The organism is Herpetosiphon giganteus, assembly GCF_016907925.1.
In the GTDB taxonomy this organism is placed as follows: Bacteria; Chloroflexota; Chloroflexia; order Chloroflexales; family Herpetosiphonaceae; genus Herpetosiphon; species Herpetosiphon giganteus.
In genome coordinates this window covers 1-21,555 of record NZ_JAFBCZ010000012.1, presented here as the reverse complement: position 1 = coordinate 21,555, position 21,555 = coordinate 1, and the positions used below count along the sequence as shown (strand labels likewise).

19 protein-coding genes and 1 tRNA gene are annotated in these 21,555 nt (G+C 50.5%); 9 read left to right on the top strand and 11 right to left on the bottom strand.

Annotated features, from left to right (window positions below; all coding sequences use genetic code 11):
* The first annotated feature begins 3 nt into the window (after positions 1-3).
* The 4 genes from JOD20_RS12530 (at position 4) to JOD20_RS12515 (ending at position 2,505) form a co-directional block, all read left to right on the top strand.
* Complete coding sequence (locus JOD20_RS12530) at positions 4-522, top strand: FHA domain-containing protein (protein WP_110515503.1); 519 nt, start codon at positions 4-6, stop codon at positions 520-522.
* Between the two features lie 34 nt (positions 523-556).
* The gene (locus JOD20_RS12525; protein ID WP_054534630.1) at positions 557-808 is read left to right on the top strand and encodes a hypothetical protein; all 252 of its coding nucleotides are present in this window, start codon (positions 557-559) and stop codon (positions 806-808) included.
* A gap of 318 nt (positions 809-1,126) precedes the next feature.
* A complete protein-coding gene (locus tag JOD20_RS12520) occupies positions 1,127-1,927 on the top strand; it encodes a helix-turn-helix domain-containing protein (protein WP_204755583.1) in 801 nt (266 codons plus the stop codon).
* Between the two features lie 83 nt (positions 1,928-2,010).
* Positions 2,011-2,505, top strand: a complete 495-nt coding sequence (locus tag JOD20_RS12515) for a YajQ family cyclic di-GMP-binding protein (RefSeq protein ID WP_204755582.1) — start codon at positions 2,011-2,013, stop codon at positions 2,503-2,505.
* Positions 2,506-2,723: 218 nt separating this feature from the next.
* Here the strand turns inward: JOD20_RS12515 and JOD20_RS12510 are convergent, their stop codons facing one another.
* Genes JOD20_RS12510 through JOD20_RS12500 form a run of 3 tightly spaced genes read right to left on the bottom strand, consistent with a single transcriptional unit; the run spans position 2,724 to position 4,996 of the window.
* Positions 2,724-3,764, bottom strand: a complete 1,041-nt coding sequence (locus tag JOD20_RS12510; protein ID WP_204755581.1) for an oxidoreductase — start codon at positions 3,762-3,764, stop codon at positions 2,724-2,726.
* 21 nt (positions 3,765-3,785) lie between these two features.
* Complete coding sequence (locus tag JOD20_RS12505) at positions 3,786-4,544, bottom strand: tRNA(His) guanylyltransferase Thg1 family protein (protein WP_204755580.1); 759 nt, start codon at positions 4,542-4,544, stop codon at positions 3,786-3,788.
* On the bottom strand, positions 4,541-4,996 hold the full coding sequence (locus JOD20_RS12500) for an AAA family ATPase (protein ID WP_204755579.1): 456 nt from the start codon (positions 4,994-4,996) through the stop codon (positions 4,541-4,543). The genes JOD20_RS12505 and JOD20_RS12500 overlap by 4 nt, the downstream gene beginning before the upstream one ends.
* A 176-nt stretch (positions 4,997-5,172) precedes the next feature.
* On the opposite strand from JOD20_RS12500, the gene JOD20_RS12495 reads away from it, so the two are divergent.
* From JOD20_RS12495 to JOD20_RS12475, 5 genes are all read left to right on the top strand, one after another.
* A tRNA-Glu gene (locus JOD20_RS12495) sits at positions 5,173-5,249 on the top strand.
* 219 nt (positions 5,250-5,468) lie between these two features.
* Entirely contained in the window at positions 5,469-6,758 is a 1,290-nt protein-coding gene (locus JOD20_RS12490; RefSeq protein WP_204755578.1) for an ABC transporter substrate-binding protein, read from the top strand.
* Positions 6,759-6,812: 54 nt separating this feature from the next.
* Complete coding sequence (locus JOD20_RS12485) at positions 6,813-7,739, top strand: carbohydrate ABC transporter permease (protein ID WP_239583838.1); 927 nt, start codon at positions 6,813-6,815, stop codon at positions 7,737-7,739.
* Between the two features lie 22 nt (positions 7,740-7,761).
* The gene (locus tag JOD20_RS12480; protein ID WP_239583837.1) at positions 7,762-8,625 is read left to right on the top strand and encodes a carbohydrate ABC transporter permease; all 864 of its coding nucleotides are present in this window, start codon (positions 7,762-7,764) and stop codon (positions 8,623-8,625) included.
* 250 nt (positions 8,626-8,875) lie between these two features.
* Positions 8,876-9,619 carry a response regulator transcription factor gene (locus JOD20_RS12475; RefSeq protein ID WP_054534624.1) on the top strand — a complete coding sequence of 248 codons (744 nt, stop codon included), beginning with the start codon at positions 8,876-8,878 and terminating at the stop codon, positions 9,617-9,619.
* 265 nt (positions 9,620-9,884) lie between these two features.
* Here JOD20_RS12475 and gap read toward each other — a convergent pair whose 3' ends face one another.
* The 8 genes from gap to JOD20_RS12435 form a co-directional block, all read right to left on the bottom strand.
* Positions 9,885-10,910 carry a type I glyceraldehyde-3-phosphate dehydrogenase gene (gene gap, locus JOD20_RS12470; protein WP_110515493.1) on the bottom strand — a complete coding sequence of 342 codons (1,026 nt, stop codon included), beginning with the start codon at positions 10,908-10,910 and terminating at the stop codon, positions 9,885-9,887.
* Between the two features lie 527 nt (positions 10,911-11,437).
* On the bottom strand, positions 11,438-12,460 hold the full coding sequence (locus JOD20_RS12465; RefSeq protein ID WP_204755575.1) for an NAD-dependent epimerase/dehydratase family protein: 1,023 nt from the start codon (positions 12,458-12,460) through the stop codon (positions 11,438-11,440).
* Between the two features lie 29 nt (positions 12,461-12,489).
* Positions 12,490-13,584, bottom strand: coding sequence for an STAS domain-containing protein (locus JOD20_RS26880; RefSeq protein WP_204755574.1), 1,095 nt, complete (start codon positions 13,582-13,584; stop codon positions 12,490-12,492).
* Positions 13,585-13,742: 158 nt separating this feature from the next.
* On the bottom strand, positions 13,743-15,122 hold the full coding sequence (locus JOD20_RS12455) for a glycine--tRNA ligase (RefSeq protein ID WP_204755573.1): 1,380 nt from the start codon (positions 15,120-15,122) through the stop codon (positions 13,743-13,745).
* 426 nt (positions 15,123-15,548) lie between these two features.
* Positions 15,549-16,469 (bottom strand): site-specific tyrosine recombinase/integron integrase, encoded by a 921-nt coding sequence (gene xerA / locus JOD20_RS12450; protein WP_204755572.1) that lies wholly within the window; start codon positions 16,467-16,469, stop codon positions 15,549-15,551.
* Between the two features lie 240 nt (positions 16,470-16,709).
* On the bottom strand, positions 16,710-17,513 hold the full coding sequence (locus JOD20_RS12445; RefSeq protein WP_204755571.1) for a DUF899 domain-containing protein: 804 nt from the start codon (positions 17,511-17,513) through the stop codon (positions 16,710-16,712).
* 316 nt (positions 17,514-17,829) lie between these two features.
* The gene (locus JOD20_RS12440) at positions 17,830-19,170 is read right to left on the bottom strand and encodes a phosphomannomutase/phosphoglucomutase (protein ID WP_204755570.1); all 1,341 of its coding nucleotides are present in this window, start codon (positions 19,168-19,170) and stop codon (positions 17,830-17,832) included.
* A 600-nt stretch (positions 19,171-19,770) separates the two neighbouring features.
* Entirely contained in the window at positions 19,771-21,360 is a 1,590-nt protein-coding gene (locus JOD20_RS12435; RefSeq protein WP_204755569.1) for a leucine-rich repeat domain-containing protein, read from the bottom strand.
* Positions 21,361-21,555: the final 195 nt, after the last annotated feature.

The following is a 21,555-nucleotide window of genomic DNA, read 5'->3' as shown; positions in this document are numbered from 1 at the left end:
GTTATGATTAAGTGTCCAGCGTGTGAAACAGAAAATTTACCAGGCACCTTTTTCTGCATTGACTGTGGCTCGTCGTTTTTGCCTTCGCGCATTCGTGAGACCACCGCTTCGCTTGGGGCGGCCTCGATGGCTGGTGGCTCTGGCAATTTGGTCATTCCGCCGCCTGCGCCACCCCGCGATACGGCGATTCCAGTGTTGCGGGTGGTAATTTTGAATAGCGGGCGCAAGCTCGGTTTCAACACCAACCAGCCAATCGTGATTGGCCGCCAAGACAACAAGGGCAGTTTTTATCCCGATATTGATCTTTCGACCGATGGCGGGCTAGAAGCTGGCGTTTCACGTCGCCATGCAATTATTCGCATTCAAACGGGCAACGTCTGTACGCTCGAAGATTTAGGTAGCTCAAATGGTACCTTTATTAATCGTGAGAAGCTGGCTGCGAATAGCCCCAAAGCCTTGCGCCATGGCGATGAAGTGCGTTTGGGCAATATCTTGTTACGGATTGAATTGACGAGTCAATAAACCAAACCATTCTCGCTAGTAGAAGGAGTTTTTTATGGGTACACGGGTTGTTATTTTGCACTTGAGTGGCGAAGATCCGATTGTGGCTGAGATGGAAGACGATCCCCAGCCAACCGATGCTTTTATTCGCGTCAGCAACATGCGTCGCCGCGATGGCAAAGATGTGCCCTACATTGGCGGCGGGGTGCAATCGGTAATTTACCCATGGCATCGGGTGACCTTCATTGAAATGATGGTCAGCGAAGAAGAACGCGGCAACGTCATCGACTTCTTCCGCGACGCATAAGCTTTTAGGCTCCAAATAAGGCTTAATTCATCCCTTGGCGCTGGTTACTACCCGAAAGCAGCCAGCGCCAAGGGATTCTTAACGATTGTTAATCCTAGTTTCTCATTTTTCACAGAGCATAAAAGTGGCTGTGGTATAATGCGCTTGGCTGAGGCAAGCATGGCTTGTTTCTTACGGACATTCGTCCGATTGGGCCCATTTATAGTGAACATGAGATTGCTTGATGGCAGCGTTGCCATAACTGCACCTTCATCCACTCCGTTCCCCATGGACGAATACCAGCATGCAGACAACCATCATCATGGCACAAGGCAAAGCATGACAAACGCTGGAAACAACAGATTAGGCCTTCGATTTCGCGAAGCCCGTGAAGCCCGTGGTATCTCGCTGGCTCAAGCTTCAAGTGAAACCCGAATTATCCAACGCTATTTGGCGGCCCTCGAAAATGGTGAATATCATCATCTGCCGGGCGATGTTTATGCCCGTGGTTTTATTCGAAATTATGCCCAGTATTTGAGTCTGCCCGCAGATGAGTTAATAGATCTGTATCGGATTGAGCGTGGTGCTTCAACGCCGATTCAGGTTGTGCCCGCAGCAGTGCCGCCGCGCCGGAATACAATTTTTCTACCCAGTCTCTGGACGGTGATTTTGGTGGTCTTGGCTTTGGTTGTGATCGGCTATTTGACGCTCAATGCACTTGGTCTTACGACAATCAATAGTACCCAAGTGGCTGGGGCCGCAACCTCGACCTCAGTCATTCCCACGCCAACCTTATTGGCTACACCAACCGCCCAACCAACCAATCCCGATGGCTCTGTTCCATCGCCAATCAATCCATTGGCAACGCCAACCGTCACCATAACCCCAACCCAAGATGTTCCTGTCCAAGTGGTATTGCGGATTGATGGCGGTTCGTCGTGGCTGCAAGTGTTGGTCGATGGCCAAAATACCATCGAAGGTATTCAAAGTAATGGCTGGACGCAGCCCTTCTCGGCTCAGCAAACGGTTCAGGTCAAGGCTGGCAATGCCGCCGTGGTCGAAGTGATTCACAATGGCAAAGCGCCGGTGCGCATGGGCGCGCCCAACCAAGTTGTCACCACAATTTATACGCCCAATTAAGCGTAGCTGAACGCCATACCGCATTCTTGGGGTATAGTTAAAGCTGCATTCATCTAGCGAATAATACTATTGGGAGGCTTTTTGTGGCTGAATTTAGTTTTGATGTCGTTTCAGATTTTGACCGGCAAGAGTTGATTAATGCTGTTGACCAAACCAAGCGCGATGTTGGCACTCGCTATGATTTGAAAGATACGAATACCGAAATTACGCTTGGCGAAAAGGAAATTACGCTTGTAACCGGCAGCGAATTGGCATTAAATGCGGTGCGCGATATTCTCGAAACCAAAGCCTTGCGCCGCAATCTTTCGATCAAATTGTTTGATTATGGCGAGCTTGAGGAAATTGGCGGCATGAAAATTCGCCAAGTTATTACCTTGCGCAAAGGCATTGCCGAAGATATTGCCAAGAAAATTGTAAAATTGATTAAGGCCGAAGTTCCTAAGGCCCAAGCTCGAATTCAAGGCGATTCGCTGCGCGTTTCATCGAAAAGCAAAGATGAGTTGCAAGCAGTGATGTCGCTGTTGCGCGAACGCGGCGATGATTTTGCGCTGCCCTTGCAGTTCAATAACTATCGCTAAAGGCCATTCTCTTCCCTTTCAAGGGTAGATTTTAAGCATCATACCTGATCACCACCCTTCCGTCCCGCCTCAAGGCGGGAGACGCAGGGGGCTTTAATCCCCCTGCACCCCCTCAAGGGCATTTGGTGGTCAGCTATCCATCGCTAAACCATAGGTTTCATGGTTCGCCAAGTACCATGATTAAAACCTACGCTTCTAAGGCGAGGGGTGAGAGCAATTCACACCGCAATCGTGCGTTGTTCGGCGGCGCTTTGTTCGGCCAACTCGATCAAGCGAATCACTTCGCGGGCTTGCTTGGCGGTTACGGCCAAATCGGCCTCGCCGCTAATCGTCTGGGCCAAGTTGCGATAATAGGCAGGATAATTGCCCGCCAGCGTTTCAATTGTGCCTCGCAGTGCTAAGCCATTGGCTTCAGTGTTGAGCATGCCCCAATCGGCGGCTGGCTCGTGGCCCCAATTTGGGCTATTTGGCGTTTGGCCAGCTTTCAAAGCAGCTTCTTGCGAATCAGTGCCAGCTTTGAGCCATGAGCCATGCGTGCCATGCAAACTGAATCGCGGCCCGGTTTCACGCACCAACATGCCTGCTTTGAGCGTTACTTGCAGCTCGCTATAGCCCAAACGTAAATCAAAATAATCAACAGTTTGCGCGCCATCACGTTGCTTGGCAAGTTGGGCCATGATCGTTTGGGGCAAGCCAAATAACACCACCGCCTGATCGATCAAATGCGAGCCAAGATCATACAAAATGCCACTGCCAGCGCTAGCTTGTTCGCGCCACGCTCCCTGTTTCAGCTGGGGCCGATAGCGATCGTAATGGCATTCGTAGCTCGCCAATCGCCCCAACCAACCAGCATCAATCACTGCCTTTGTGGTCAGAAAATCGCCATCCCAACGCCGATTATGAAACACACTCAGCACCCGTTGCTGTTGCTCAGCCAGCGCAATCAACAGATCAGCTTGCCCGCTGTTGAGCGTAAACGGCTTATCGACCACCACATGTTTGCCAGCGCTCAAGGCTTGGGCGGCCAAATCGGCGTGGGTTTGATTTGGGGTGGCAATCACAACCAATTCAAGCGCTGGATTCGCCAACGCTTCGCCAAGATCAGCGACAACCTGCACAGTTGGGTAGCGTTCGCGCGCAGTTTGGCTTTGGCGCTGCACCACGGTGTGTAAATTCAAGCGTGGTTCGGCCATAATCAGCGGTGCATGAAAAACTTGGCTGGCCATGCCAAACCCAACTAAAGCTACATTTATCGGCATACAATCTCCTAGCTATAAACATCAGCGATCAAGTAAATCGTGCAGCAAGGCTGTGTAGTGTTCACGTTGCGGCAATTCAAGCTCAACATGAATTTTTCGGCGTTGGCTGATGGTTGGCATTTGGGTTTGCGGATTAAAGCCCGCGTGATCAACGTTCCGCCAATACAGGCCAACGCCACGCTTTTGCCAGGCAACCAAATCGTTAAAATTGATGCCATGTTTAAATAGCAACTCATTTTTCTGAGCGACCGAAAGCTTGGCAACTTGATCATGGGCCATTTGCGGATTGAGCGCTTGGTCGCGCAATGTCCAGTAGCAATAAGCATTCAGCGCATTGCGATGGGTATCTTCCATCCGCCAGCGAAAATAATCATACACCAGTTGATCGGTGGGCAACTGGCAAATTCGGCAATCAAAACTGGCTTGCTGTTGAATCGCTAGGCTAAAATGACCACTAGCCTCACCCGCCAAAATTGAGCAATATTTGCGCAACTTGCGGCCAAATACATCGCAGCGATAGCTGAAAAGCAACGAAATCTCGTCGCTTTGGGTATAACCATAGAGCACAGGAAAGCCACAATCCAACAAATGGCTCACCGTACTGACCATTGCATCGCGAAAGCGTTGATCAAACGGGCGTTGATAGTTCATCACATCTTTGGTGAGGCGGGTAAACGAGCGACCATCGATCCTTGCCACCATCCAAATATTTGGCAACACCGTTTGATCGGTGGTTGTTTCATAGACCCGCATTAATTGATCAAGCTGCTCGAAATTCATTGCTCCTCCCATGGAATAACTGCAAATTGCTGGGCTGGCAGTTGGCGCACCAGCCACAAACGGGCAAAACCTTCGGCTAAATCGGGCATTTCCAAGCGCTTGATTGAGCCACGGATGGCGATTTCTGGCACGTGCTGCTGGCCAGTGCGCTGGCGGTTGCGTTCTAGGCACGCAGCCAAATCTGATTGTAAAAAATAGCCTTCAACCGTGAAGCCCGCAGCGTTGGCGGCCTGAATATAGGCGGCACGTTGGGTTTGCTCAAGGTTCATTTTATCGAGCACAAAGGCCTGTTTGATCAACAAGCAACATTCGAACAAGCGCTGTTCGCGATGTTTGGTGCGTAGCATATCGCGGTTAATTCGCACATGGGTATGCAAAAATTGCTGCCCATAGAACGTCGATTTACCGCTGGCTTGCAAGCCAATCAAGAGCACCGCTTGGGGTTGAGGCATACATTACTCGCAATCCAAATTGGGCAGCCAAAACAGCGCAATCAGGCTAAAACTCTATCGAATATCATCGCAGATGTTGGCTGATTGGGCCTCAATAATCTGGCTGATTGTGCAGCCAAGCTCCAATTTGACAAAAAGCCCCGTTACGAGTAGAATACTCAAGCCCTAAACCAAACGGCGCATTCGTCTAGCGGCCTAGGACGTCACCCTTTCAAGGTGAAGATCACGGGTTCGAATCCCGTATGCGTCACCATTTGCACTCACTGTCCACGCAGTGAGTGCTTTGTTTTAGCCTCGCAACCCACTCCTTCAGCCAAAACTTGACAATTCTTAAGCCTTTATGGTACTGTCTGTTTACTAAATCCAATGAAATAATAAAGTTTATTCAATCCTCTCCACATCGTAGCCAGCATCAAAGCACGTTCAATTTAAAAGCTTCAACAATCCGCAGCGTCCTAGACAGGAGTGTGTTATGGTTCGCAAATGGCCTTGGAAGCTGGCTTGCGCTAGCTTATTAACGACGGTTTTAGCCGCGTGTGGTGGCGGCAGTGCCACCGAAGCTCCTGCCACAAATGCCAATCGAGTGACGATTACGATTGAAAGCTGGCGCAGCGACGACCAAAAGGTTTGGACTGAACAAATTATTCCGTTGTTTGAGAAGAGCAACCCGAATATTCATGTGGAATTTCGGCCAACCGCGCCCACCGAATACAATGCTGCGCTCAATAGCAAGCTCGAAGCAGGCACTGCTGGCGATCTGATTACTTGTCGGCCTTTCGATGTTTCGTTGGGTTTGTATACCGCAGGTCATCTAACATCGCTCAACGATTTGCAAGGCATTCCACATTTTAGCGATGTGGCCAAAAGTGCTTGGCAAACCGACGATGGCAAAACGCTGTTTTGCTTGCCAATGGCCTCGGTCATTCATGGCTTTATCTACAACAAAACCATTTTCAATGAACTTGGCTTAACCGAACCCAAAACCGTCGCTGAATTCTTTGCAGTGCTCGATAAAATCAAGCAAGATGGCCGCTACACGCCATTGGTGATGGGCACAGCAGAGCAATGGGAAGCAGCAACCATGGGCTTCCAAAACATCGGGCCAAATTATTGGCTTGGCGAAACTGGCCGCAAAGGGTTGATTGATGGTAGCACCAAATTAACCGATGCTGCCTATGTTTCAACCTTCAAAGACCTTGAGCGCTGGCGCGATTATCTGCCCGAAGGCTTTGAGGCAGTCAAATATGCCGATGCTCAAATTCTGTTTGCCTCAGGTCGCGGCGCAATCTACCCCGCTGGCTCGTGGGATATTGCCTACTTCAACCAAAATGCCAAATTTGAGCTTGGCGCGTTCAAAGCTCCGGTGGTCAATGCCAACGATCAATGTTTTATCAGCGATCACACCGACATTGGGATTGGGATTAACGCCAAAACCACCCATATGGCCGAAGCCCGCACCTTCCTTGAATGGATGACTGGGCCTGAATTCGCCAGCGAATTTAGCAATGCCTTGCCTGGCTTCTTCAGCCTGTCGGATTATCCGGTGACCCTCAAGAATCCGTTGGCTCAAACCTTCGTTGATTGGCGCAAACAATGTCAATCGACCATCCGCAACTCCTACCAAATTCTCTCACGTGGCGAGCCAAACCTCGAAAACGAATTATGGCGCACCAGCGTTGGGGTGATTAACGGGACGTTTGCGCCCGAAGCAGCAGCCCAAGATCTCCAAAAGGGCTTGGATAATTGGTACAAAAAACCCTAAGTAGCCTGCGGTCTTGCCACCTCGCCGAGTTTTTTGGCGAGGTGGCATGGTTTGATGAAAGAGTTGCCTATGCTGCGCCCCAACAAATCGCGCCCACGCTGGCATATTGTCGTATTTCTCGCGCCAGCCCTCTTGCTCTACAGCATCGTGATGGTTTTTCCTTTGCTCGATACCTTGCGCTTAAGCCTGTTTAGCTCCGATGGAGCCAATTTTGTGGGCGTGAGCAATTATCAACGGCTGTTTACTGATAGCCAGTGGTGGCCCTATTTTTGGCGGGCGCTGAAAAATACTGTGCTCTTTTTCCTATTACACATGGTGCTGCAAAACCCCTTGGGATTGCTGTTGGCGGCGCTGCTCGATAGCAAAAATCTGCGTGGGCGCAGCATCTATCGCACGCTGCTTTTTTCGCCAACCATGCTTTCGTTTGTGATTGTGGGCTTTATTTGGCAACTAATTCTCAGCCCAACCTGGGGAATTGCGCCAGCAATTAGCGATTTTTTGGGCATTCGCTATCGCCCATGGCTTGGTTTAGAAAGCACATCGTTGCCAACCGTGGCCTTAATCTCAATTTGGCAATTTGTTGGTATTCCAATGCTCTTTTTTATGACGGCGCTGCTGGCTGTGCCCCAAGATATTTTGGAAGCGGCGCGGGTTGATGGTGCTAGTGCTTGGCAATTATTCTGGCGGGTCAAGTTTCCGCTCATCTTGCCGACGGTTGGGATTGTGAGCATTTTGACCTTTATTGGCAACTTCAACGCCTTTGATTTGGTGTACACCGCCAAGGGTGCGCTGGCTGGGCCAAACTTCTCGACTGATTTGCTCGGAACCTTCTTCTATCGCACCTTCTATGGCTTCCAGCTGCAACTTGGCGATTATGCGATGGGTACGGCGATTGCCATGGTGATCTTTTTGATTATTTTGTTTGGTAGTTTGCTGTATTTGTTAGTGTGGCAACGCAAGGTTGTAAGCTATGAGCTCTAACTCGCTTGTGAGTAAACCGCCCATGACCCAACCAAAAACCGCACCCAATGCCCTGCGGCCAAGCCGCTGGCTCACGCCATTGCTGGTGCATGCGATCTTGGGCAGCTACACCTTGTTGGCAATTGCGCCGGTTATTTTGGTGGTGATGAACTCGTTCAAAGGCTCGCAAGCAATTTTCCAAAAGCCCTATCTGCCGCCAATCGGCGAGCTATTTGATCCGGTTGGCTATGCCACGGTCTTTAAGCAAACAGCGATTTTGCATTATCTTGGCAATAGCTTGCTGGTAACACTTGGCTCGATTGGGCTGATTTTGCTGCTGGGAGCCATGACTGCCTTTGGTTTAACCGAATATCGCTACCGTGGGCGCGGCTTTTTAACCTTGTATGCGCTGATTGGCTTGATGATTCCGATTCGTTTGGCAACCGTGAGTATTCTCAAACTGATGGTTGCGCTCAATCTGCAAGACACAATTTGGTCGTTGATCTTGGTGTATAGCACCCAAGGCTTGCCGATGGCGATTTTTGTGCTTTCGCAATATATGCGCCAAGTGCCGAGCGACCTCAAAGATGCGGCGCGGCTTGACGGAGCCAGCGAATATCAAGTGTTTTGGTTGGTTGTACCCTTGATGCGCCCAGCCTTGGCAACTTTGGCGATTTTCGTGATGCTGCCGATTTGGAACGATTTGTGGTTTCCGCTGGTTTTGGCTCCTGGCGAGGCTTCGCGCACCCTCACACTTGGCGCACAACAATTCCTTGGTCAATTTCAAACCGATTGGAGCGCTTTGCTGGCAATGTTGACCTTGGCGATTGCCCCGGTGCTGGTGCTCTACCTCATCTTCTCGCGCCAATTGATTCGCGGCCTAACGGCGGGCACAGTCAAAGGATGAGATTGAAATCATGGTTTACTCACCACCCTTCCGTCCCGCCTCAAGGCGGGAAACGCAGGGGGCTTTAATCCCCTGCACCCCCTCAAGCACAATTTGCGATCAATAGTGGCTACTTGATAAACCTAAAAATCAGAGATTATTACTGATCCCTACTCCCGAAAACTTGAGCATGAATCCTTTGGCCCTAGCCGAATGCGCACTTTCTTGGTAGCATACACAGAGATTGGTTAACTGTGCAAGGAGTGCTTGTATGCGTTTGCTCAACCGAACTAACGAACGCCATGAAGAAAATGCCCATCAGCGCAAAATTCTGGTTGCCGATGATGATCCGGCGATTTTGCGGTTGGTCGAGGTGGCGTTAAGCGGCCAGCGCTATCAACTCGTCACAGTTTCCAATGGCCTCGAAGCGCTCAAAATGTATCGCGATGGCGAATATCAGCTTTTGTTGATTGATGTGATGATGCCGTATGTTGATGGTTTTACGGTGACCGAGCGCATTCGTTCGCGTTCCGATGTGCCAATTATTATTATCACCGCCCGCGATGGCACCGATGATGTGGTGCATGGCTTTGAGCTAGGTGCTGATGATTATATTACCAAGCCGTTTCGTACTGCTGAGCTGCAAGCGCGGGTTGAGGCGATTATTCGACGGGTGGAAGGCTATCAACATCGCAAAGCCTCGCCGATTGTGCGAATTGGCGATTTGGAGATTGACGAGCCACGCCACAAAGTGCTGCTCGCTGGCGAGGACGTAAATCTCACACCGATGGAATTTGAGTTGCTCTATTTCTTGGCAGCCAATGCAGGTCAGGTTTTTGATCGCGAAGTGCTGTTTCGCGAAGTGTGGGGCTACGAATACGTTGGCCAAACCAACCTTGTCGATGTGTGTGTGCGTCGCTTACGCGAGAAAATCGAAGAACTGCCATCGAAGCCCCGCCGAATTCTGACGGTGCGCGGCGTTGGTTATAAGTTGGCCGATGGCGGCTCGTTGTAAGCATAAGAACATAGAACAGAGAGCATAGAACATAGAATTTGGGGGTCAGGGGCTGGGAATCGGGGTTCAGGCTGTAGGCTATTGGCTATGGGCTACAGGAACAATAATCTGTGGGAATCTGTGGCTAAAACGTGCTTCGTGCTCTTCGCGCTCTTCGTGGTTGCGGCTCCTTCGTGCGCTTCGTGGATCAAATACTCTCAGCTAACAAAAAACGCGCTGGTGGCTCAAAAAACCACCAGCGCGTTTTGGTTTGCGAAGAAAAAACTTAGAGCTTTTCAGCGATGTACGCGGTGAGGTCAGCGATGCGGGTTGCATAGCCCCATTCGTTGTCGTACCAAGCAACAACTTTAACCATCTTTTCGCCAATCGCCATCGTCAAGCTCAAGTCGACGACGCTTGAGTATGAAGTCCCGATAAAGTCTGATGAGACCAATGGCTCGTTGGTTACGCCCAACACGCCTTCCATCGCGCCTTGTGAGGCTTCGATGAAGGCATTGTTGATCGTTTCAACGGTTGCACCGTTGGTCAATTCGACCACAAAGTCAATCATCGAAACGGTTGGGGTTGGGACGCGCACTGAGAAACCGTCGAACTTGCCCTTCAGCTCAGGGATAACCAAGGCCACAGCTTTAGCAGCACCAGTGGTCGTTGGAACCATGTTCAAAGCAGCGGCGCGAGCGCGGCGCAAATCTTTGTGGGGGCCGTCTTGCAGGTTTTGGTCCATCGTATACGAGTGAATCGTGGTCATCAAGCCATGCACAATCCCGAACTTATCGTTCAAGACTTTGGCCACAGGAGCCAAACAGTTGGTGGTACATGATGCATTTGAAACAATCGTATGTTTTTCAGGGTCGTAGTTTTCTTCGTTCACGCCGATACAGACCGTAATGTCTTCGTTTTTGGCGGGAGCGCTGATGATAACTTTCTTTGCGCCTGCGTCTAAGTGCAGTTTGGCTTTGCTAGCATCAGTGAAAATCCCAGTCGATTCAATCACGATATCGACGTTCAGCTCACCCCATGGTAACTTTGACGGATCGCGCTCGGCCAAGGCCTTGATGACCATTGGCTCTTCTTCATCGGCGAAGGTAACGCTGATTGTATCTTCAGTGGCGGTGACATCGCCATCGAATGAACCATAGGTTGAATCGTACTTGAGCAGGTGGGCCAACGTTTGGTTATCGGTCAGGTCGTTGATTGCAACAATTTCCAACTCATCGCGATAGAGATCCAAGATGGTTTTGAAGCTTTGGCGACCGATGCGACCGAAGCCGTTGATTGCTACTCGTGCCACAAGTGACTCCTTAATATTTCGCACCAACATAAGAATGCTTTCACGGCTTTGCGCCGTTCGTCACCACTATAGCACATTCGTAGCTTGCTGTCATTCTGCTTTGGTGAAGGTTTGTAGGCTTAGAAGAGAGAACATAGAACAGAGAGCATAGAGCATAGAACAGAGAGCATAGAACATAGCAAATGCGAAGAATCGAGAAGAATGTTTTTAGCCACAGATTGACACAGATTAGCTCAGATTATTAATTTTTCAAAGCCAATAGCTATGCTCTGCGCCGCTGCGTTAACATTGATCCACGAAGAGCACGAAGCATGAGGCTATTGGCTATTGACTGTTGGCTTTCGGAGCAACTATTGGTATTGCCAATGAATCGCCCCTAGCCCAAAGCCAATAGCCCAACTGCTCTGCACCGCTGCATTAAGCAACCGATCCCCAGCCCTCAACGACCGATCCCCAATCCCTATGTTCTCTGCTCTCTGTTCGATGTTCTTTTTTGACTTTTGACTTTTGACTTCTGACTTTTGCTTTTACTTCAGCCCTAAATTAAACTCGCGCTTGGCCCACTCAATCGTGCGTTGGCGGGCCTCGGCAAGCCCGACCAGCGGCTGGTAGCCAAAATCTTGGGCAGCTTTGGTGCCGGTGAACCAAAAATCAACGCAGGTTGAGGTGACGGTATAACGCGTTAGGCTGGGGCGTTGCTTGCTGCGCGTGGTGCGATACCAAGTTTCGCTGGGCCAAGCCAACATATTCATCAGGCCAAATGGCACATGGCGCTGGGCCATCCGCAAACCCAAAGCTTCGATTATCGGCTTGAGAAATAGAAAAAAGTTATCAGGATCAGGGTCGACTAAGAAATAGGCTTGACCGCCCATCACCCCAGCGACGGTTAGATGTTGGGCTGCGAGAATATGACCATGGGCAGCATTCTCCACGTAGATATGCGAAAAGCGTGCCGAGCCATCGCCCAAGCGTGGAATCGCGCTGCGCCGGCCCAAAGCGACCAACGAAGGCAAACGATGTGAATCGCCTGGACCATACACGCCGCCCAAACGCAACGAACAGGTTGCCAAGCCTGCCTGACCATTGGCCGCCAAAACCAAGCGCTCGCCAGCGGTTTTGGTCGCGCCGTAAATATCCAAATGGCGCTTGGGATAGGGCAAGCGCTCATCGCCAGCGCGAATTGGTTTGCCCTCAAACACTACATCAACGCTGCTGGTATAAATCAGTTGCGCAACGCCCATGGCTTTGCAGGCAGCAACCACATGCTGCGGCCCTAGCACATTCACATCGTGCAATAATTGGGCATTGCCCCAGCCCCAATCGACCGCAGCGGCACACAAAAAGACCGTGCCAACATCGCGGCAAGCTTCTAAAACTTGCTCAGCACGGCGCAAATCGCCAACCACCGATTCGACCTGCTGGTCGGGATAGGGCTGAAGATCAAACACTCGCACAGGCCGCCCGCTGGCCAAAAGTTGCTGCACCAAATGCTTGCCAACAAAGCCACATCCGCCAATTACCAAGGCCCGGGTGGGCTGCTCAAGCGCCATCGAAAATCTCCCAATTACAACGTTGCAGGCTATGAATTCAGGGCTTGTTCCAACGTGGCAAACGCAGGCAGCCGACTCACATCAATCCCAGAGCCAACCAAACCTTGCGCAACATCGGGATTGATGCCAACCAAGGCGGTTTCGGCTCCAACCAAGCTGGTAGCGGCAATCACCGCCGCCAATTCACCAGCCATATACACATCAACCAAGGGCACACCGGTTACATCGAGCAGCACTTGGCGGGCACGTTGCTGTACCACCGCAGTAATCACCCGTTCGCGAATAGTGGCCAAACGATCGCTATCAAGTTGGCCGACCAAGGGCACAACCAAACGTCGCCCACCAAGCGGAATAATTGGCACGCCCAACTCGCGAATAACCGCCGCTTGTTGCTGGTTGGCTTCCAATAGTTGGGATTGTTCGGTAGCGCGTTGCTTTAATTCAGCCAAGGTATTTTGCAACGTCGCGGTGCGCTCGGCAACGGTTTTTTCAAGGCTGGCTTGCAGCAACTCTAGCTCGATTTGACGGGTGCGGGCGCTGCTCAGCGCGGTTGATAAGGCGCTGCCATAGCTCGATAACACCATCCCCAGCACCAAAGCGACTGCCATATAGCCACCAATAATCCCGCCATAATTTTTATCCATAGGTTTGGCAAAACCAGTGATTTGGGGCACAAATGCTTCGGCTAGGGCGGTTACAATCAAGCCAACCATACCAACGCCAATCATCACAAAGGTCAATTTGCGGCCACTCAGCAAGCTTGCCAAGGCCATGGGCACTGCCAAGCCAAAAATAATCGCGCCGCTATCGGCCAAGCCCGTGCCAAGCAACATAATTAATAAAAAGAACGATAAGCCAAAAACACTGCCAAAAAGTGCCAGCTTAAAATAATTGCGCCGCAGAAGTAACAACGCTCCTAGAAAAATCATAATCGCTGCGCCAATGGCAATCGCGATCCCAATTGATTGAGCGGTGGTGACTGGAGCAAGAAATGGCACAACTAAAGCGCCAGTGCTGGCCAGAAACGAACCTAAGAGAATACCCTGCATAATTTGGGCTTGTTGCAATTGAATGGGGTCGGAATACGAAAGCGAATGAAGCCATTGCTGAAAAAAACGTTTCACGGGTGGCTCCTCAGGGTGTGGAATTGTAGGCATGAGTTCTAGCGCTATTGTACCATCTTCGTTTAGCCTCTTATTCAACTTTAGGTTACAGCTTGCTACCATTAAAAAAGCCAAGCCCATGAACTGAGCTTGGCTAAAGAGTAAGTTTGAATGACTGCTTAGACGAGGCGTTCGCGAATGTAGGCGGCCAGTTCGTTGATTGGAATCCGCACTTGGCTCATGGTGTCGCGGTCGCGCACGGTCACAGTGTCGGTTAAGCTGGCATCATCGCCACGGCCCAAGGTGTCAAAATCGACGGTGATGCAGAACGGCGTGCCAACTTCGTCGTGACGGCGATAGCCCTTGCCGATGTTGCCAGTATCTTCGTAGAAAATGCGGCCAATGCCGGTAGCCATCAACAAGTTTTTAACAGCTTTGGCTTTTTCGACGATCTCTGGCTTGTTGCGAGCCAATGGCAACACTGCAACCTTGATTGGCGCTAAGTGAGGCTTGAGCTTCAACACAATGCGTTCGGAACCATTTTCCAACGTTTCCTTGGTGTAGGCTTCGGTCAAAACCGCCAAAACCCCACGATCGACCCCTGCCGATGGCTCGATGACGAATGGCACCAGCGGTTTTTGGGTTTCTGGGTGCGGAATCGTCAGCTTGGCGGTGCTATCTTCGTTGGGATCGACGTTTGCCGATAAGCCAAAATCTGCTTGGCTACGGGTATGCGAGCCAAGGTCAAAGTCGGTACGATTGGCAATCCCCTCTAATTCTTCCAAGCCATGCGGGAATTTATACAGAATATCGACGCAGGCTTTGGCATAGTGAGCTAATTCATCGCCTGCTTGATGATAGGCTTGCAGATTTTCGCTGAGCAAGCCTTGATCACGCCACCATTGAAAACGAGCTTCAACCCATTGGCTATGCCATTGGTCGTCGGTGCCAGGCTGCACAAAGAATTCAAGCTCCATTTGCTCGAATTCACGCACGCGGAAGATAAAGTTGCGGGGCGTGATTTCGTTGCGAAATGCCTTGCCAATTTGGGCAATCCCAAAGGGCAAACGCCGTGCAGTTGAATCGACCACATTTTTGAAGTTGGTAAAGATGCCTTGGGCAGTTTCAGGCCGCAAATAGGCAAACGAGCCTTCTTCGGCAACTGGCCCGACAGCGGTTTTGAACATCAAATTGAATGGGCGTGGCTCGGTCAAATCGGTTGAGCCACATTTTTCACATTTGTTATCTTTGAGTTGATCGGCGCGCCAACGGCTTTTACAATTGCGACAATCGACCATTGGATCGGTAAAGGTTGCTTCGTGGCCAGAGTGGCGCAGCACCAAGCGATGGGTCAAAATCGACGCATCGAGGCCTTCCACATCGTCGCGTTCATAGACCATGGCTCGCCACCAGGCGGCTTTGAGGTTGTTTTTGAGTTCAACCCCCAACGGGCCATAATCGTAGGTTCCTTGCAACCCGCCATAAATATCCGAGCCAGGAAAGATAAAGCCCCGCCGCTTGCATAACGAAACCAATTCATCCATCGTTGTTGCTGGCATAAAAACCTCCATGAAAAGGATGAGGGATGAGGGATGAGGGATGAAAATATTCCAAATCACTGATCGATTGATCGCTATTTTGGGATATTTCAGCCTATTTCATCCTTTATCCTTCATAATTCATCCTTGCTAAAAACGGTCATCCCCAGGCAACGCTATTGCTAGCACTGCCTGGGGACGAAGAAAAAACGCTTCGCGGTTCCACCCCAGTTCCTTGGTTCTTCACCAAGGCACCTTTGCGATCTATTGTAATTGGCTCCCCGTCGCCATTCTGCTGGTTTCTGCTTGTGGGCTTGCACCATCCCCACATCGCTGCGAGCGAAATTCCAGCCTACTTCTACGGTTCGTCGCCAATAGGCATCATGTTGTTGGAGCTAACTCTAGCATAGCTGCCAAAAAGTCTATTCAGCCCAACGACTGATTTGCTTAGGCGCTAAACTCAACTTCGGCGGCATCAGCAATTTTTGGGCGCTGAGCTGCTTGATCGTATTTAACGCTGCGGTCGTTACTTACTTGGGTATAAATTTGCGTTGTTGAAATACTTGCATGGCCAAGTAACTCTTGCACTTCGCGCAAATCCCGGCCCCGATTGAGCATATGGGTTGCAAACGAGTGGCGCAAGGTATGGGGAGTTAAATCGCTCAGGCCTAAGCGTTCGGCGTAGCCCTTCAAGATTAACCAAAAGCCTTGGCGGGTAAGCCGCTTTCCCCGATGATTGAGAAACAAGGCTGGGTCGCCGCCGTTGCGGCTAATCTGGCCACGCGCCATATCAAGATATTCTTCCAAGGCGGTGCTTGGGCTGCCAGCAATCGGCAAGCTGCGCTCCTTATTGGCCTTGCCCAAGCAGCGAATCTGATGGCTATTCAGATCGACATCTTGAACATCGAGCGCAACCAACTCGCTGACGCGCATGCCAGTGGCATACAAGACTTCGAGCATGGCTTTATCGCGCAGGCCTTCGGGGCCGCTAGTCGTGAGGGGCAATTCAAGCAGTTCGTCTACTTGCGCGACCGTAATCGCTTTGGGCAAGAAACGATCAACCTTGGGCGAATCCAAGTTTTCGGTTGGATTGGTGGCAATAATATGTTGGCCTTGCAGGTATTCAAAAAACGATTTAATTGCAGCAGTACGACGTGCGATCGTGGAGGTTGCGTAGCGCTTTTCTTTGAGAAAGAGCAAGAACGCCAACAGGTCATCGCGGGAGACGCTGCTCCAGCTGCCTACGTTGCGTTCGACAATAAAGGTAACAAATTGGTCAAGGTCGGTTCGATAGGCGGCAATGGTGTTACCGGTTAAACCGCGCTCAACCGTTAAATAGGCTAAAAACTGTTCTAGCTGCTGCTGCATGAGCACCCTCCAACGTCGGGATATGCGTTTCCAAAATTCCCCGCAGCGCCTATGGTAGCACCAAGAATTGCTTATGTCAAAGATGAAAAGTAGGGATCAGATGGTAGGGGCTAGGGGTCAGGACTAGGAAGTCAAATCAGCAGATCAGTCTATTTCCAAGGTTTTAGGTTGTTTTCCAAATCGCTTAATCATCTGTACGCAATGCTGACCCCTGATCCCTAGCCCCTGATCCCTCGACGCTCATTTATCAGCGCCAGCAAGATCATCGGAGCGGCCAGCGGCGATGCGCGACCATTGGGCAATTGGGCGGCCAGCAGGTCGATTGACCGCGTGGCCATGCTCATCGGTGCGCATTTGGGCCGAGCGGGTGTTGAAAAAGCGTTGTGGCCAGCCAGCAGGCGAATCTTCCCAAACTTCTTGGCGGCCATAAATTGTCAGATCGAGCATTGCATACGAGCTGCCAAGTTGTTCGCAGCCGCGACCGGTTGTCCAATAGGTTTCAAATACTCGACCATTATGTTGCAAATAGCACACCCAAATGCCAAAGTGGCGACCAGCAATCAGCCGATCAAGCGAGGCTTCTGGCACAGAATACCAAGGCATTGGCCAGCCCATAAATTCGCGGTAGCGGTTGCTCTCGGCAAACGGGCCTTGGCAAAACACGGCAAAGGTCACATCGCGCGAGTTCAGGTAGCCAAGCTCAAGCACATGGCCAACATTCATGCTACAGCCTTCGCATTGCTGGGCAGCACTCGCACCGTCGTACCACATCATATAGCCTGCAAACAGCTGACTGCGGCCCTCGAAAGCGTCGATTAATCGAACTGGCCCGTTTGGCCCGATTACCGGAGTTGTTGCATCGACCTCGACCATCGGCAAGCGCCGTCGCGCAGCAGCAATTGCATCGCCCTCGCGGGTATGGGCTTTTTCGCGAAGGCGAATCGTATCAAGTTGGGCTTGGAATATAGCGCGATCAACAGTTGGGGGGATACTTGGGGGATTGGCATCGCTCAGGGGAATCTGGTTTTGCAAGCCATCGTTCATTGAATGCTCCTTCATCACTACAATAAACTGCCTTGCTATCATAGCATGAAAGGCGAACAAATGATCTATTTAATCAAGGAGCTAGGGACTAGAGGTCAGGAGAGCATAGAACAGAGAGCTAGGTTTTAAGATCCCCTCACCCCAGCCCCTCTCCCGTGGCGCGGGCGAGGGGCTTTAATCCGCTGGTTCTAACACAAACAAGTATTGAGAACCCTGGTCGGCTCCCCCTCGCCCGCGTTCAGTGAGAGAGGGGGATGGGGGTGAGGGAACATGGTTGCAACCTGAACCCTAATCCCTAGCCCCTGACCCCTCGTCGCTACCCTTGAATAATGGCTAAAACTTCATCGCGTTTGGCTTCCATCAACTCTTTGCTGCGGGCTTCGAGGTTGAGCCGCAACAATGGCTCGGTGTTGGAGCCACGCACATTAAAGTGCCAATCGGGATAATTGACCGACAAGCCATCCATGGTGTGTTGCTCTGCATCGCTGTATTTTTCGGCCAAGGTCGCCAACACAGCCTTCACATCGGCAACTTTGGTGTTAATTTCGCCTGAAATGAAGTAGGTTGATTCAAGCGGAGCCAACAATTCACTCAGGGTTTTGCCCTTTTTCGAAAGCATTTCCAAAATAATCAACGATGGAATCACGCCTGAATCAGCGTAATTGAAATCGCCAAAATAGTAGTGGCCAGTCACTTCGCCAGCGAAAATCGCGCCTTCGTTGGACATCCGAGCCTTGATGAAGGCATGACCAACCCGCTCCATCAGTGGAACGCCACCAGCAGCGCCAATCAACTCGGGCACGGCCCACGAAGCCCGCACATCATACAAAATTTTGGCTCCTGGGTGTTTTTCAAGGAAATATTGGCCCATCAATGCGGTCATAAAATCGCCTGAGATAAATTGGCCGCGATTGTCGATCGCAAAGAAGCGGTCGCCGTCGCCATCGAAGGCAAAGCCCACATCGGCGTTTTCGCTAACCACGCGGGCTTCAAGTTCGGCGCGATTTTCTGGCTGCAATGGGTCAAGCCCGTGGTTTGGCAAGGTTCCATCGGGGTCAAGATACAAGCCAATCAATTCGACTGGCAAGCGTTCGTAAACCCGCTTGAGAATTGGCCCGACCATGCCATTGCCTGTGTCGGCAATCACTTTGAGCGGTTTAAGGCTGGCAACATCGATCAATTGCAAGACCGATTCGATAAATTCTTCGCTGAGGTCAAGCTCGCTCATGCTGCCTTGGCGGGTTGGCTCGCTAAACGCTTCGCTCTCGACCAATGTGCGCAAATCTTGAATGCCTGCATCGCCTGAGAGCAATTGAGGCATTTTTTTGACCATTTTGAAGCCGTTGTATTGTTTGGGGTTGTGCGAGGCCGTCACCATCATGCCCGGCAAGCCCAATTGGGTACAGGCAAAATAATATTGATCGGTGCTGACCATGCCGATGTTGATCACATCAGCGCCTTGGTGCATCAAGCCACGGGTAACTGCATCGAAAATTGATGGGCCTGAGGTGCGCATATCACGGCCAACAATCACTTTTTCTGCTTGTAAAAACGAAGCGAAGGCGCGTCCAATCAAAAATGCTACATCTTCATTCAGTTCGCTGGGGTAAATCCCGCGAATATCGTAGGCTTTGAAAATCCCTGGATTGACCTGCATGGTTATATCCTTTCTGTGCAGAGCGATCACGGGCTATCATACGCCAAAATTGTTAAATCGCGAATAGTAGGATTTTTAGCTGCTTGCTGGCTTTCAAATGATCACCACCCTTCCGTCCCGCCTCAAGGCGGGAGACGCAGGGGTTTTCATCCCCTGCACCCCTAATATTTATTTGTTGGATTGTTGTGGTTGATTCTGTAATCTCAAAACTTGACGATCTTCGTGCTCTTCGTGGTTCCTGACCTCTGCCCCCTGATCGCTCATCCCTCATTTCACCACCCTTCCGTCCCGCCTCAAGGCGGGAGACGCAGGGGTTTTCATCCCCTGCACCCCTAATATTTATCTTGTGGACTGTTATGGTTGATTCTGTAACCCCAAAACTTGACGATCTTCGTGCTCTTCGTGGTTCCTGACCTCTGCCCCCTGATCGCTCATCCCTCGTTTCACCACCCTTCCGTCCCGCCTCAAGGCGGGAGACGCAGGGGTTTTCATCCCCTGCACCCCTAATATTTATTTGTTGGATTGTTGTTGTGCTTCTGTTAATACCAACCTTCGCGTCCTTCGCGGTTCCAATCGTTTTCGTGGGCGAGGCAATGCTATTTAGCCTAGATCAACGTGTATACCCCGTTGCACAAAGCGTTGCAATAATTCGGGATCAATAGGATATGGGGCATTGAGCCTTATTTGTAACTCTTTAAGTTTCGGTAGCTCAAGCCATGCTTCCAAGGGCAATGGATGCTCAAGCTCTGGTGCAGAGATCCATAGAATTTCAAGGTTCTTCAATTGATTAAGCGATGCAGGTATTACATGGGTTGCCCAGATTCCAATCTCCAAGCTACGTAGTTGATGCAGCTGGCAAATACTACTCGGAAATTGGTCATTACCCGATAAGTGGAGTGATAGATGTTTAAGTTGGATAAACTGTGATAATACATGCTCTAAACGTGTTATTGGAATATAGTTATCTGAGACATGAAGCGCTTCAAGCTCTTGGAGTTGGCCCAAACTTGGGTCAAGATCAGTCAACGCGCAATCATCAATCGAAAGCTCGCGCAGCTGTTGCAATTCGTGCAGCCATGACGGTAGTTGTTCTAAGGTATGCCCACCCAAACTTAATTTTTCTAGCCTATGCAAGCTGCGTATGCCATCTAAGGTGTGATGGTGGCTACAGAATAGACTATGCATCATGAGTTTTCGCAGGCTATGGTTGGGTTGGGCAGGCGGCAGAATGTGATCAATCCGCGTACTGACAATATCTAAGGTGTGCAATTGAGGTAATTCTAAAACCCAGCCAGGCAACTCGCGAAAGCCTTCACCCTCGATATGGAGTTCTTCAAGCTTGTCCAATGTCCGTATTGATTCAGGGAATGTCGCTTGATTAATCCCGATATCTAAGGTTTTGAGGTTTGGCGGAAAAGCCGTATCACCCACATTCCGACACTTGAGCTGTTCAAGTGATTCCCATGCATGCCAGATTTGGCTAAGCTTGCCAAAATCGCTATAACTTTCCAAATAGGTCAGTTGGGATAATTCCATGAGCCATGTTGGCACAACAGCGTTGGCACTAAAACAGAGCCAGCGTAAATTATGCATCTGCCTGAGCCATTCCGGAAAAGCCGTTAACTCATCGTGGTTATGCCATAAATCAAGCCCCTCGAGCGAGGTCATTGTACCAATCAAAGGCTCATTGGAGATACCTCTTGGATAATAGACCAAATGTTTAATTGGTAACTCGCTTAACCACGCTGGAAATGTGGTCAATTTTTCTAATCCATCAATATCGAGCATATGCAGCGGTGGCAGATTGAGCAATTCGCGTGGCAATACTTCAAAACCATCAAGATAGAGATTTAATTTTTGCAACCGTGGTAATCGTGTTAGAACAGCGGGAATACCCGTGGTTGGGTTTGCCCGAATAGCTAATTCTTCGAGGCTGGTTAATTGGTCGAGCCATTCTGGAATGGTGTCGAGGTTGAAAAAACTCAGATCTAAGCTGCGCAACTTCGTCAGGTTGGCAAATTCAGATGGTAACTGCCGCCAATAATTATAGCGAACATCTAATGCTTCAAGATGGGTTAATTCGCCAATTGTTTCTGGGAGGCGGGTGAGGTCAAGATGGGAAAGATCGAGGCTTGGCTCACGAGTCTGGGCATTGTGGGCAATCCGTGCCCGACACAATTGCTCGTTCATCTTCTACTCCTTAAACCAAAACGCCACTGCTTTGCTGCAAGAAGTGGCAATTGAATCTCATGTATTGTCATGCCCTCAGCCCAACCCCTCTCCCGTGGCACGGGTTTAAGGGCGGACAGGTTGGGAAATGGGTATTAATGGATGTTAGGGCATGGCCGTCCCGAGCCGGCCACCCCGCGTCACGGTCGTTGCCCA